Raw genomic sequence first — 12685 nt, 5'->3', positions numbered from 1 at the left:
CTTCAAATTCTCATTTACCCCTTTTTAACCTTGACTGGTGGAACAATGTTTTTCAGATGTTACCCCTATGATACCTACAGCTGACCACTTTTCAGGAGGGTTGATTTTCTCAAGACGCTTTAGGGCTAGTTCCCAACCTTTTTTATAACTTTCAGCTAATTCCGAACCTTTGCTTTTTCTGAATTTCCACATACGAGCAACAATTATAGATTTAAATAACTTGCAGCCATAAAAATAGTTATAATAAATCTTCCTTTATCTTAAGAATAATTAAGGGAAGTTAAGAAGTGTGAAAAATAGGGGGCAATTGTTTCAGCATAAGATTATGCGCGCTTAATCATATCTCAAACAATTTTCAGTGAGTCTGTCTTAACATGAAGACCTCCAACATCCTCCTTTCTGATCAAAACCTCAAATTTCAAATACCCTTTAAGATTTATTGGCGCTAAAAATGCACCTTACTTATATCCGTTTTCTTACCAGTAGCCATTTACAATATTAAGTTAAATTCACTGCAATCAGTCGTGGTCTGTCGACACTCATGCGCCGCGGCGTAGTCGACAATTATCTGTAAGATTATTAGAGATAAAACTACAAACCAGTGGCATTGTATATAATCATAATATGTTCATATTTTCTTAATCGATATATATCTAAAAATCTTGAAATTAGCTTAAAATTTCGAGCAATGACTTTTAATAAAGATATCCCAGCATTTTCATTTTACATGCTTTTAAGCAGTATTGTGATTTTTATGATTTTATTGAATTATAGCAATGAAGGCTTCTCCATTTATATCAATCACCTTCATCAGCCTATATCAGATTTATTTTTCAAGTATATAACACACCTCGGCGATGGACTGATGTTGTTGCTTTTTGTTCCAATAATTATTTTCAAAAAATCTGCCTACGGACTTATTTTAAGTGTAGGTGCACTCATTCATTTTATCATCATCTTACTTGGAAAGCAGGTGATTTTTCATGGCGCCCCTCGACCAATGCTGCATTTTAATGAAATGTCGCTACATGCGGTAGAAGGTGTTAAAATTGCTTACTACAATACTTTTCCCTCCGGACATACGGCAACGGCTTTTCTGATAGCAGCCCTTTTGGCTCAAATTAAAGCAAGAAACCCTTTTTATCAGTTTATTCTTTTTTCCTTAGCCTTCCTCGTGGCAGTGAGTAGAGTTTACTTGATGCAACATTTTCTATTGGATGTATTGGCAGGCATGTGGATTGGATATGCCTCTTATCTTATGGCAAAGGCCATTATTTTGAAACTACCTTTAGCATGGTTGAACTTTCGTCTCAATCAATTCTTATATACAAAATCTCTATTTGTGTTCGTCTCGCTGAGGCGGAGAATTCAGGCGGAGAATTACCGTTATCGGAGATTCAAATAAGTCATTTTCTTCTGCTAAAATTTGATAAGAGTAACCTTCAGTATCCAACTTTTGTAAATACCTTTTTCTACTAATGATCAAATCGCCGCTTTTTGCTGAGGAGAGATCCAATCGCTCTACAGGGGACTGTAAATAAAAGACAAAGGCTGGATTGAAATTTTCATAATAATAAATTCGCTCGCCTTTATCCCATATTGATTTGGTAAGTAATACAGGATTTTGCTGATCTAAAGCAGGCATTACTGAAAGGAAAAAGAGGAGGGAGGCAACTGCATAAGAAATCGAAATTCCTGCAAAAGCCTTCAGTTTCTGATTTTTTCTAATAAAAATCATGGAGAAAATAAGAGGGAATAAGCCTGCTAAAAAGTAAAGTGCTAAATGTTTATGATCGGATAAATACGTGATTTCGGCAAGACCAAAATATCCTCCGAAAGCAAGCGTCAGCACAAATAGAAAACTCAGTCCCCAAACATATATAAGAGGGCTAATTGATTTAACTTTTCCAAAGTAGACCGCTAACAGCATCATAAACCAGGGATAGGCTGGGACCGTGTAATTGGGCAATCGAGTAGAAGCAAAGCTGAAAAATATCAATATTATAAAACCAGCTAAAGTGGCAAAAAGCAAAAAGCTATTTTTTGAAATTGAATCTCCATATTCTCTCAACTTTTTAACATATAAAAAATGCATTGCCTTTGGTAAAAATATAACAAATGGAAATAATCCTATGAATACAAATAACCAAGTTTTCAAAAATGAACCGCCGTGACCTTCCATTGGACTACTGAAGCGGGAAAGATTATGTTTTAGAAAAAACTCTCCTAGCCAATTGCCGCCTGTTGTCATTCCTACCAAAGCATACCACGAGCCGGCTACTAAAATGAATAAACATAAAGGAAAAAAACGAAACCAAGGTTTGAGATTGAGACGCTTCTGGAAAAGCATAAAGAGTATAAAAGTGATCATGTAGAGCAAGAGCGCAACAGGTCCTTTACTCAAAACAGCTAAGCCTAATAGGAGGTAGGAATAATATTGATACCTGATTACTTGGTATTTACTTTCGTAATATTTAAATCCATACAAATAAGATGTTGTTAAAAATAAGATTAGAAATGGGTCAGGAACAGCCATATGGAATTGAACCATCCAATGAATGTTAGCAGCGATAAGAAGTAAAAAGAAAAATGTAACCCGATGTCCAAATTGTGCTTTCACAAATTTGGCGCAGACAAGCATACACACAAGTCCTGCAAGAGCAGAAAAAAAGCGAGCCCCAAAAGCATTATACCCAAAAATTTTGTAGCCAATTATGAAAAAATAATAGTGAAGAGGTGGTTTGTCGTATCGAGGTTGATTATTGAATTTTGGAAGCAAATAATCATTGCTTTCATACATTTCAAAAGCCGCTACTGCGTTTTTTGCTTCATCTAAAGCGTAAATACTGAGCTTGGCGGTACCCGAAAAATGAAGCAGGATAATAATAACTACAAGGACTGAGTAAATGAAAGTTCTTTTCGGCTTATACATATTCATGATAATGATACTACATATCTATCCTTGATTGAATAATCGTATTTTATCTTATTATGAAGTTTTTACAACACTAAATATTCTACAATCATCCGAGTGCACCCACTAGACGGGTATGCCTGTGATAGCATAGCAGAATAATGTGTTTTCTGGTTATATTTTTGGAGATTTATCTTTCTTTTCTCTGTCTTCGATGAGCCCATAAATAGCAATAAGTCCCCAACATCCATTAATAAACACGCTTGGGAATGAAGCGTCATGAATAGTATTAAATACAAGTAGAACAGCACCTAATATATTAGCAAAATGGTATTTGAAACTTGTGGACTCCCATTTTTTTGTAATCAATAGAAAGTAAGAAACCAAAAAGCACAATGCCCCTAACCATCCAAAACTATCCATCCAGAATTTCATATTACTTTTCCTTTTTATCAGCCACTAACCATTTATTGACTGTGTTATGCTTTGCCTTAAATAATATTTTTAATTGTTCTTGCTCAAGTCTGTTTTTCGGAATTGAATAGCGACCTTTTTTACCTTTGACTTTTGCTAGAAGCGCGTAATCATCTTTCTTTCCAGAAGTCCTAAACTTATTGCTGCTTGATATCCATATCTCTACCAGTTCCTCTTTTTCTCCTGAATATTTCCAGCTCATTTTAATTTTATTCTTAGTCTTTTTTACTTCAGGCTGATAAATCGAAATAGCTCCGATTAAAGGCACACCATCTATTTCTTCAGAATTCTCTTCTGGAATAGAAATACCCAAGTGTCTAATCATAGTTGGTAAAATGTCTACAATAGCAACGTTTTCATTGTGGAAATAGGAGTTTAAATCTTGTGCATTAGTAGCAACCCATATTTCCCTCTCTCTGTCTGATTGGCCTCCATGGTGTAATCCAGTTCTTGGTTGTCTACCATGATCTGTTGTCACCACAATCAGCCAATCTTCTCCCTTTTTTATCCTGGATAATACGGTATCGTAAATTTGTCCAGTTTGTCTATCGGCTTCTTTGACAGCATCATATAGCTGGGGACTGTCACCAAACTTATGTCCCATATCATCAGGATATTCTAGATATACCCAACTCAAATCAGGACCATTTTCATAAATATATTTTGCTGCTTCCTGGGTTACATGTTCATCAATATTAAAAATATATCTTTTTTCAGGATCATGCGGATAGGCTATGGTATCCAACTCAAATCCGTCAAAGGAATAATCTAATTGTAAATTCCCTGTTGCCTCAAGATTTTCACCCAATAATTTTGTCCTATTGTCAAGCCAAGTAGAAAATATAGCCATTTTTGACTCAGGTTTGGTCTCTTTCAAATACCTGAAAATAGTCCAATAATGGTAATTTGGCCTTCTGATACTATTTCCGAATACATTATGCTTATTTACCCAAGTGCCTGTCAATAGGCTATTATACCCAACGGCAGAGATGGTGGGAGTTTCTGAATATCCTCCTTTGTCACCACCAACGTATGCTTTTGAAAAACCACCATCAGCAGATATCCTATCGATATTTGGAGTTTCTACCTGTTGAATTACATCGTATGAAATACCATCTAGAATTATAAATACTACTTTTTTAGGCTGAACCTGACTAACAGAAGAGAAATGAAAACTTAAGAGCGCTAATAAAATAAGTAAAAGCTTTTTCATAGGAATAGTAAAATGGACGGTTCCAACGAACCGTCCTGACTTATTAGGATTGAAAGATAATTATGGTTTGAGAAGCCACATCAACGAATTGATGTCATCTTGACCTCCAAATTGTCTTTGAAGTGCGGCATTCATATTTTGAAGATTAAGTTGTATCTCATTTTGTGGATACATCCATCTTTTAGGTATTCCTCCAGGATTGATGATTTGGTCTGATAAACTGAATGTTGGTATCCCTGTTCTTCTTTGATTATAAAACGCTTCCCATCCGGAATTCATAAAAAATGAAGTGTGTTTTTCTTCGAGTATCTTTCTTAGACCATCAGAAGTTGAATACTGCACAGCTTCTTGAGCAAGATAGTTCTCTATAGCCTCCTCTGAAATTTCATTGAATTCCATTGATGCTCTTATTGCTGCTTCATAATATTGAGATGTATTCAAATCAACCCAGCCTCTATGCGCTGCTTCTGCAATTGTAAATGCGAGTTCTGAATATCCCATTAATAAAGAAGGCTGATTTATAGGATCACTGTGATATCTTCGTTCTATTGGAGAACCTTCTCCCGAAAGGATTTGATTGGTGTTTTCTGCTAAAGGCTCAGCTCCTCCCATTCCTTCGTAAGCATTGAAGTTACTCTCTTCTAAATCACGTCCATTTGCAGTTTGATCTGCAAATGTGAATAGCCTTGGATCATTTTTAGATTTTAGCCTGTCGACAAAAGATTTCTCCATGTAGTAAGCCGTTCTCAATTCATTGGAATTGAAAAAAGGATACCTGTTTCCCTCTAAATCCAAAAATCTGAGCGCCCCATTATCCTGATTGTCTCGCATGATGGGATAGATCGTTGGAGCATTGATGATCTCAGCGAATCTACCTGCTAAATTAAGGCTAGAATCACCTTCTTTAATTGACATACTCATCAAAACACGCAAGGTAAAGGAATTGATCAACCTTTTCCATTTGTCCTGACTACCGTTGTAAATAATATCTCCTAGGATCTCACCACTTTCTGGATTCAATAATGAATTTGCTGTTTTTAAATCTTCTAAGACTTGCAAGAAAATACTTTCTTGAGAATCATATATGGGCAGGAAGTTTCCTTCTTGTCCTTTGATTGCCTCAGTGAATGGGATATCACCAAAAGTATTGGATAACTTAATGATGTAATATGATTGAAAGAACAATGCTAATGCTCTGTAGCTATCATTTTGAGTTCTATCAGCTTCTTCTCTAAGCTTCAAAACTTGTCTAAGTTGATCATAATCACCAAATCCAGATCGCTGCCATCCATAGTATTGATTGTCTGTAGCGGAATTAGTGTAAATTAATTGTCGCGAAGCTAGTGCAGCTCCTGCACTTACAGTAGAAAACGCATTGGCTTCTATAGCTGTTAAGATCAGGCTTGGTTCTGCCTGAACAGGTCTATTAGGATCTAGCTGAAGGTCCTCAAATGATTGACACGAGATCAACATAGAGAAGGCTAGCAAAAGAGAAAGGATATTTTTTAATTTCATGTCTTTGTTGATTAGAAGCTTACATTAATATTAAACCCTATGTTTCTTACTGATGGAGTTTGCAGGTTATCTACTCCGGAATCAGGATCTATATTTTCTACATTTGACCAGAGTAGCAGATTTCTACCTACCAATGAAATTGATGCATTTTGAAGTGAAGTTCTTTTAAGTAGACTAGGTGGTACTTGGTAAGTCAAACTTACCTCTCTAAGCTTAATAAAACTGGCGTCAAAATAGTGAGTATACTCTGCGTTTAGTGTGGTCTTATTCCAAGCGATGTAATTCACTGCTCTTTCATTTTCGGCATAAGTTCTTGAGTCTTCGAGAATATTACCAAAATCGTCATAACTTACACTTCCTCCAGTCACTACTACTCCATCAGCTACATAACTTCTGATCCCATTATTTGCATCCTCACGGAATTGATTAACTGTTCCAGGATGCGTACCGCCCCACCACATTTTTTCATGTGTTGTTGAATAGATCGTTCCACCAATTCTTCCATCAAAGCCAAATCCTAACCTAAATTGCTTATAGCTAAAAGTGTTTTGTATTCCGAGGATGTAATCAGGATTTTGGAACCCCATCATTCTTTGATATGGGTCTCTAATTGGAAATCCATTTTGACCTAAAATCAACCTTCCTTCTGGTGTTCTTTGATACTGACTATTGGAAAACAATTGATCTGTTCGTTCTCCAACTTGAATATTTCCAAACCGATCAGATCCATCAAAACTTTCTGTCAAGACCCTCTTATAAGTACTTAGGTTCAAAGAGACATTCCAGTTGAAATCATTTTTGCTGATGGGATTGGCATTAAGCATCAATTCCCATCCTTTTCTTGTAAACTCAGCACCATTTTCAAGCCTTGAAGTATACCCAGAAGCTTGAGAAACAGGAACTGAAATCAGGTTGTTAAAGTCTCGAATTTGAAAATAGGTCAAATCTAAGCCTAGTTTCCCTCTAAAAAATCTAGTGTCTAACCCAAATTCGAAACTGTCCGAGGTTTCAGGTTGAACGTTAGGATTAATCAAAGCAGATGGAAAAACCAATGATGGACTTCCACCCCAATTGATACCAGGACTGTAAGCTTGAATATGGCTGTAAGGATTGGAAGATATCCTTCCATCAGATACTTGTGACCATCCTCCTCTTACTTTGACAAAATCAATGACTCTCGGAAAAGTAACAAAGTCAGAGATAGTTCCTGCTAAAGTCACAGAAGGGTAGAAGAAGGAGTTGTTATTTACTGGCAAAGTGGAAACCCAGTCATTTCGACCTGTGACTGTTAAGAAAACAGCATTCATAAATTCGAAATCCACAGTTCCAAATACTGAATTTATTTGTTCTTGGGTAAGTCTATTCGACCCTTGTAATGGCTGTTCTGAATTCGCTACATTGTAAAAATTTGGTATCGCAAGTCCATCTGTATTCAAACTCTCACTTCTAAATCTAATGAATCTGTTTGATCCACCAGCATTGGTGTTAATTACAAAATTTTCTCCCAATTGCTTTTTATAACTCATGATGAAATCAGTATTCATGTTGATTTGTCCGGAGTTATAAATGTAAAAATTACCCCTTGACACCCGACCATATTTGACATAACTCTTTGGTTCCTTATCTGTCCTGTCTAGTGCGTAAACATTCATTCCAGACCGCAAAGTGAAGGTCAAATCATCAGTTGCCTTGTAATCTAATTTTATTTGTCCAAAAGTGTTGTCTTTCTGATATCCTCTGAGATATTCATTAGCCTGGAAGTAAGGATTGTTATAATAGCTGTTGTTAAAGTGTTTTTGTTGAAACCCTTCTTGACCAGCTACCCAATAATCTCTCAAATCCCTTACATCAACATCGGTTCCAGTCCATAAAACCAAATTGTAAAGATAATTTTCAGGTCCGTATGGGGTTTCAGGGAAATTCTCTGTGTATTGCCTATTGTAGGTTAAGGATGCATCCGCAGTTAGCTTCTCTGATAATTTGTACCCACCTGCAACAGTAAAGGAGGTGTTGTTAAGTTCTGTATTTGGTACAAGTCCTTTTTGATAAACATTAGATGCTGAAAGTCTAAAATTACCTTGATCATTGCCAGAAGTGACATTGATATTGTTAGAAGAAATTAAACCGTTCTGAAAAAAGTTTCTGATATTGTCTCTACCTCTTGATATAAATGGAATTGGAATTCTTTCTCCTGTAATTGGATCAATTGGACTGTTATATTGTGGTCTTTCTACAAAACCACTCGCAGTTGTAGGGTCTGGAACGTCCATTCTAGGACCCCAAATCCATCCAAAACCTTCAGTGCCACTTCCTGATCCATTAACATAAGCATATTGACCATTGTCACCATTGCCGTAGGTAGTTTGGACCTCAGGAATCACAAGATAACTTGGTTGAAACATCGTACTTGAGTTGATTTCAACGGTTGTCCCTTTCCCACCTCTTTTGGTCGTGATCATCAAAGCTCCGTTTCTACCTATCGCTCCATAAAGAGCAGAAGCGGTGGCACCTTTCAAAACATTGATACTTGCTACATCATCAGCATTGATTTTCCAGAAATCATTATCAGTACTTGGAATACCATCAATTACGATCAAAGGAACAGCACCTCTCAACCGAATAGCAGGATCTTGAAACAATGCTGTCGAATTGTTGATCTGTAATCCAGCAACTTGTCCTGTCAAAGAATTGATGAAGTTAGGCTCTCTTGCTTTATTAAGAGTCCTCCCGTCTACTTCTTGGACTGCATAACCAAGTGACTTCACACTCTTCTCAACTCCTAGTGCGGTAACCACTACACTTTCTAAGTCTGTAACGTCTGGGATCAACTGAATACTAAATAAAGTTCTATTGCCTATATTTTCCTCTACAGTTTTATAGCCGATATAGGAGAACCTAAGTATGTCGTAGGATTGTGGAACGGAAATTTTAAAATTACCATCAAGATCTGTTACTACTCCAATGTTAGAATTTTTCACCAACACAGATACTCCAGGAATTGGATCTCCCAGATCATCGATAACACTGCCAGAAACAGTTTTTTCCTGAGCATATAAAAGCTCAGAATTTGACAAATGCACTGAAATGGCAATTGTCAATAGAAAGAAATACTTGTAGAAATTTTTCATTTACCCTGATAATTATCGGTTCTTAATTTTTTACAAATAAAGCCCCACACTATTACTTTACAGGGAAGTCGTTTTTATGAGATCATTAATTAAATACATTCATAATTAATTTATTGTTAATTCAAATTATTGAATGGTCGTTCAATAAATAGTTTTTGAATATTTTTTACTTATTTTGGCATCATGGGACTATCAAACATTACCGTATTAAGAAAACGGGAGATCGTAAAAGCTTTTTATCAGACAGCTGTAAAAGAAGGTTTAGAAGGTACATCGATTGCGAAAATTGCAAAAACTCTAGAAATACAGCCAAGCCTAATTGTTCATTATTATAAATCTAAGGATGAGTTAATTACAGCTTTGATTGATCATTGTTTAGAACTTTATCTAAAGATCTTTGAGGAATCATATTCTTCCAAGAATGATCCACGTGCAATGTTAGTTGCTTTGATCAATAGAATGTTTTCTAAGGATTGGAATGACCTATTTGATGACGGGGTGTATTACAGCGCATACGCCATGGTATTTAGAGAGCCTGCCTTCAGAGAGAAATTCAGTAAAATCCACAAAACACTTAGAGAGCAACTTAGTGACTTACTCGAAAAATGTGATCAATCGGGAGAGATCAACTGTGAAAACCCTAGCTTGACTGCCAATAGAATATTTTTCTTACTCGATGGGACATATTTTTTTATCAATATGCTCAGCACCCAAAAAGAGCAAAATGAACATTTAAAACAAAGCAAATTGTTAGCTTTTGAAATGTTAGGGTTAAAGTAGAACATCTGAATGGATCAAACCACTTTTATTTTGGTAGCTAAATAAATAATTTATTTGTAAATAGGCTTTCATACCTGTAGCCACTAAAAATAGTCTAAATTCTAAATTTAAAGCACTGTGTACTGTTAGCTGTCGACACTCATGCGCCGCGGCGTAGTTGACAATTCTCTGTAAGATTACTAATGTTAAAATCACAAACCAGTGTCATTGTATTTAATCATAAAAATAAAAGTACCAATAAGCAACAAAGTCCACTAAATTTGAATTTTTACTTTCTATGGATAAAAATAAACAAGATTTAGAGAAGTTCTTCCAAACCTATTTCGAAGATGCTTCAGGGCAAAATGTAAACACAAAACTCGATTTATTGGCACAATTGGTCGACATGTTTAGGCCAAAAATGATTGATAATGCAGCACCCGTTTCTTTAAATCCCCTAATTGAATTATTAAAAAACAACAATACCTACAGGGAAAATTTTGCTCAGTATATCAAAGAGGTATTGAACGAGAAAATTTTTCATGCCGTGCTAAGTGACGCAGGTATCCCTAAGGAATCTGATTTCTTGTTTGAAATAAAAGAGAAATTATTCAATAAATTTTTACCGAGACAGCCAGAAGAAAATAACCTAGAGTATATTCTAAATCAAATTTTCTATAAATCAAACGATCCAGATTGGATAGAAGAAATTGACCAAAGTGAGCTAAGAAGTTTATTTACACTTTTAGAGTTCAAACCAATTCATTCTTCTGTAGAAGTCGATTCGCCATTATCCGAGTTGTTGTTCGCTTGTGAAGTAATGACTTTGCGCCTGTGCGGGAATGCACTTGAAACCAAAGTGATGAAAATGGTTCCAGAGTATAACAACCTGAAAAGTCCTTTTGTAGCCTTTCAAAACGATCTGAGCCTTATCGAAAAACGGATTTTAAATGACGAAAAACATTATATCAATCCAGATGATGAAGAATTTAAGCATCTTTTTGTGTTGCTTTCACAATGTCAAGATTACGTCAATCAAGCATTCAAAAACAGCAAAAAATTTGGAATCTCAATAAGGGTAAATCAAAGTTTAATACGCATAAGAAGACAATTGATTCGCTTGGAAGTTACCCTCCCTCTTCTTACTGCAGCCAATGAAAATGACTTAAGAGAAAATACAATTAACCTCGGGAAAAGACTGATTAAGCTCAATTGCCATAAGAATAAAATTAAAACGTTTTTTGACGAAGGCACACGACTGTTGTCTTATGAAATTACAGAGCAAACCGCCAAAACCGGAGAACACTACATTACCAAAAACAGAACAGATTATTTTAAAATGCTATTGACCTCAATTGGAGGGGGATTAGTGGTTGGTTTAATGTGTGTTTCTAAAATCCTACTATCAAAGTGGGAGCTAAGTAGTTTTGGGGAAGCTTTTTTCTACAGCATGAATTACTCCATTGGGTTTATCATTCTGTATTTACTCGGCTTCACTTTAGCGACCAAGCAACCAGCAATGACAGCGTCCACATTAATTTCAGCCTTAGACAAAGGAATGAAAAATGGAGACTCTAAGCCAACCAAACACAAAGCTTTTGCTAAGCTCTTTTCTGAAGTGTTTCGTTCTCAAATTGTTGCTTTCATGGGAAATCTTATAATGGCTTTTCCTGTGGCCATGTTGGTGGTATATCTGGTAGATCTCAATATGGACTACAATATTCCAGAAGCAAAATGGGAAGAGTTGATAAAAAATCTCAATCCTACTAAATCACTAGCAGTACTTCATGCAGCCATTGCAGGTGTCTTTTTGTTCTTGTCAGGGATTATCGCTGGAGTAATAGCCAATAGAAATAAATTCAACAACATCTATTCAAGAATTGGAAAACACCCTTTTCTTAAAAAGAAATTTGGTAAAAAATTTCCCTTGTGGCTCGCACAATTCATTGAGAATAAGTGGGCAGGAATAATGTCTAATTTCTGGTTTGGCGTATTTATGGGAAGTACAGCTTCCATCGGTATTTTTCTTGGACTTAATTTAGATATACGCCACATTGCTTTTTCCAGTGGCAACTTCGCCCTAGGAATGTATGGCGCTGGATTTACGCTTTCTGCTGACATGATCATATGGTCCCTTATTGGAATCTTCAGCATAGGCTTTATGAATTTTTGGGTAAGCTTCGGCCTTTCTATATTTTTGGCTTTTAGGACAAGACGAATTCCACTTTCTGAGTTTAAAGCAATAGCGCTCTCTGTATTCACTTATTTTTTAAATAGCCCAAGCGTTTTTGTATGGCCACCCAAAGAGGAACAAGAAGAAGAGGATATCAAGACAAAGCTGAATGAATAAAAGGCCCAAATTAGGGGGAATGGATATTAGCTTTCACGCTAGAAACAAATTATTTGTCAAGTATAAATTCTCTGAATTTCTTCTGCATAAATTGAATCAAAATAAACAGATTGATCAATTGATAGAGTGAATTTCATTTTAGGATTCCTTTTTTAGGTGAACCATCTCACAATGAATTCATTCAAGTACAGAAATCTTAATAGGAGTACTCCATTAAAGATGTTCTTACCTCAAATAATATCAAAACAATCTTCCAAGTATGCTACGAAGTGGCGGTGCTATTAACATTTGTCCGCCGTGCCTTTCTGCCGCGGCAGAGTAGGTAAGGGCTT

At 35.9% G+C, this 12685-nt stretch carries 9 protein-coding genes; 3 read left to right on the top strand and 6 right to left on the bottom strand.

Annotation, left to right across the window (positions count from 1 at the left end; all coding sequences use genetic code 11):
- Nucleotides 1-24 precede the first annotated feature (24 nt).
- Nucleotides 25-192 carry a hypothetical protein gene (locus tag IEV57_RS11330; RefSeq protein WP_188442850.1) on the bottom strand — a complete coding sequence of 56 codons (168 nt, stop codon included), beginning with the start codon at nt 190-192 and terminating at the stop codon, nt 25-27.
- A gap of 496 nt (nt 193-688) precedes the next feature.
- Between IEV57_RS11330 and IEV57_RS11325 the strand changes: the two genes are divergently transcribed.
- Nucleotides 689-1405 carry a phosphatase PAP2 family protein gene (locus tag IEV57_RS11325; RefSeq protein ID WP_188442847.1) on the top strand — a complete coding sequence of 239 codons (717 nt, stop codon included), beginning with the start codon at nt 689-691 and terminating at the stop codon, nt 1403-1405.
- On the opposite strand, the gene IEV57_RS11320 is transcribed toward IEV57_RS11325, so the two are convergent.
- The 5 genes from IEV57_RS11320 to IEV57_RS11300 form a co-directional block, all read right to left on the bottom strand.
- The gene (locus IEV57_RS11320; protein WP_188442844.1) at nt 1337-2932 is read right to left on the bottom strand and encodes an ArnT family glycosyltransferase; all 1596 of its coding nucleotides are present in this window, start codon (nt 2930-2932) and stop codon (nt 1337-1339) included. The two genes, IEV57_RS11325 and IEV57_RS11320, sit on opposite strands and share 69 nt — an antisense overlap.
- A 156-nt stretch (nt 2933-3088) precedes the next feature.
- Nucleotides 3089-3349 carry a CBU_0592 family membrane protein gene (locus IEV57_RS11315; protein WP_188442842.1) on the bottom strand — a complete coding sequence of 87 codons (261 nt, stop codon included), beginning with the start codon at nt 3347-3349 and terminating at the stop codon, nt 3089-3091.
- Nucleotide 3350: 1 nt separating this feature from the next.
- A complete protein-coding gene (locus IEV57_RS11310; protein ID WP_188442840.1) occupies nt 3351-4601 on the bottom strand; it encodes an alkaline phosphatase family protein in 1251 nt (416 codons plus the stop codon).
- Between the two features lie 60 nt (nt 4602-4661).
- Nucleotides 4662-6116, bottom strand: coding sequence for a SusD/RagB family nutrient-binding outer membrane lipoprotein (locus tag IEV57_RS11305; RefSeq protein ID WP_188442838.1), 1455 nt, complete (start codon nt 6114-6116; stop codon nt 4662-4664).
- An 11-nt stretch (nt 6117-6127) separates the two neighbouring features.
- A complete protein-coding gene (locus tag IEV57_RS11300; RefSeq protein ID WP_188442836.1) occupies nt 6128-9244 on the bottom strand; it encodes a SusC/RagA family TonB-linked outer membrane protein in 3117 nt (1038 codons plus the stop codon).
- A 183-nt stretch (nt 9245-9427) separates the two neighbouring features.
- Between IEV57_RS11300 and IEV57_RS11295 the strand changes: the two genes are divergently transcribed.
- Both IEV57_RS11295 and IEV57_RS11290 read left to right on the top strand, forming a co-directional pair.
- Nucleotides 9428-10024 (top strand): TetR/AcrR family transcriptional regulator C-terminal domain-containing protein, encoded by a 597-nt coding sequence (locus IEV57_RS11295; RefSeq protein ID WP_188442834.1) that lies wholly within the window; start codon nt 9428-9430, stop codon nt 10022-10024.
- Nucleotides 10025-10301: 277 nt separating this feature from the next.
- Entirely contained in the window at nt 10302-12353 is a 2052-nt protein-coding gene (locus tag IEV57_RS11290; RefSeq protein WP_188442832.1) for a transporter-like protein, read from the top strand.
- Nucleotides 12354-12685: the final 332 nt, after the last annotated feature.

The organism is Belliella aquatica (assembly GCF_014637795.1).
In the GTDB taxonomy this organism is placed as follows: Bacteria; Bacteroidota; Bacteroidia; order Cytophagales; family Cyclobacteriaceae; genus Belliella; species Belliella aquatica.
Note: the sequence above shows the minus strand (reverse complement) of the source record. Positions and strands in the feature narration are given on the sequence as shown.

What these genes read in the sequence shown, in the direction of transcription:
- IEV57_RS11330 (WP_188442850.1), bottom strand. Translation starts at nt 192, where the DNA reads ATGTGGAAATTCAGAAAAAGCAAAGGTTCGGAATTAGCTGAAAGTTAT.
- IEV57_RS11325 (WP_188442847.1), top strand. Translation starts at nt 689, where the DNA reads ATGACTTTTAATAAAGATATCCCAGCATTTTCATTTTACATGCTTTTA.
- IEV57_RS11320 (WP_188442844.1), bottom strand. Translation starts at nt 2,932, where the DNA reads ATGTATAAGCCGAAAAGAACTTTCATTTACTCAGTCCTTGTAGTTATT.
- IEV57_RS11315 (WP_188442842.1), bottom strand. Translation starts at nt 3,349, where the DNA reads ATGAAATTCTGGATGGATAGTTTTGGATGGTTAGGGGCATTGTGCTTT.
- IEV57_RS11310 (WP_188442840.1), bottom strand. Translation starts at nt 4,601, where the DNA reads ATGAAAAAGCTTTTACTTATTTTATTAGCGCTCTTAAGTTTTCATTTC.
- IEV57_RS11305 (WP_188442838.1), bottom strand. Translation starts at nt 6,116, where the DNA reads ATGAAATTAAAAAATATCCTTTCTCTTTTGCTAGCCTTCTCTATGTTG.
- IEV57_RS11300 (WP_188442836.1), bottom strand. Translation starts at nt 9,244, where the DNA reads ATGAAAAATTTCTACAAGTATTTCTTTCTATTGACAATTGCCATTTCA.
- IEV57_RS11295 (WP_188442834.1), top strand. Translation starts at nt 9,428, where the DNA reads ATGGGACTATCAAACATTACCGTATTAAGAAAACGGGAGATCGTAAAA.
- IEV57_RS11290 (WP_188442832.1), top strand. Translation starts at nt 10,302, where the DNA reads ATGGATAAAAATAAACAAGATTTAGAGAAGTTCTTCCAAACCTATTTC.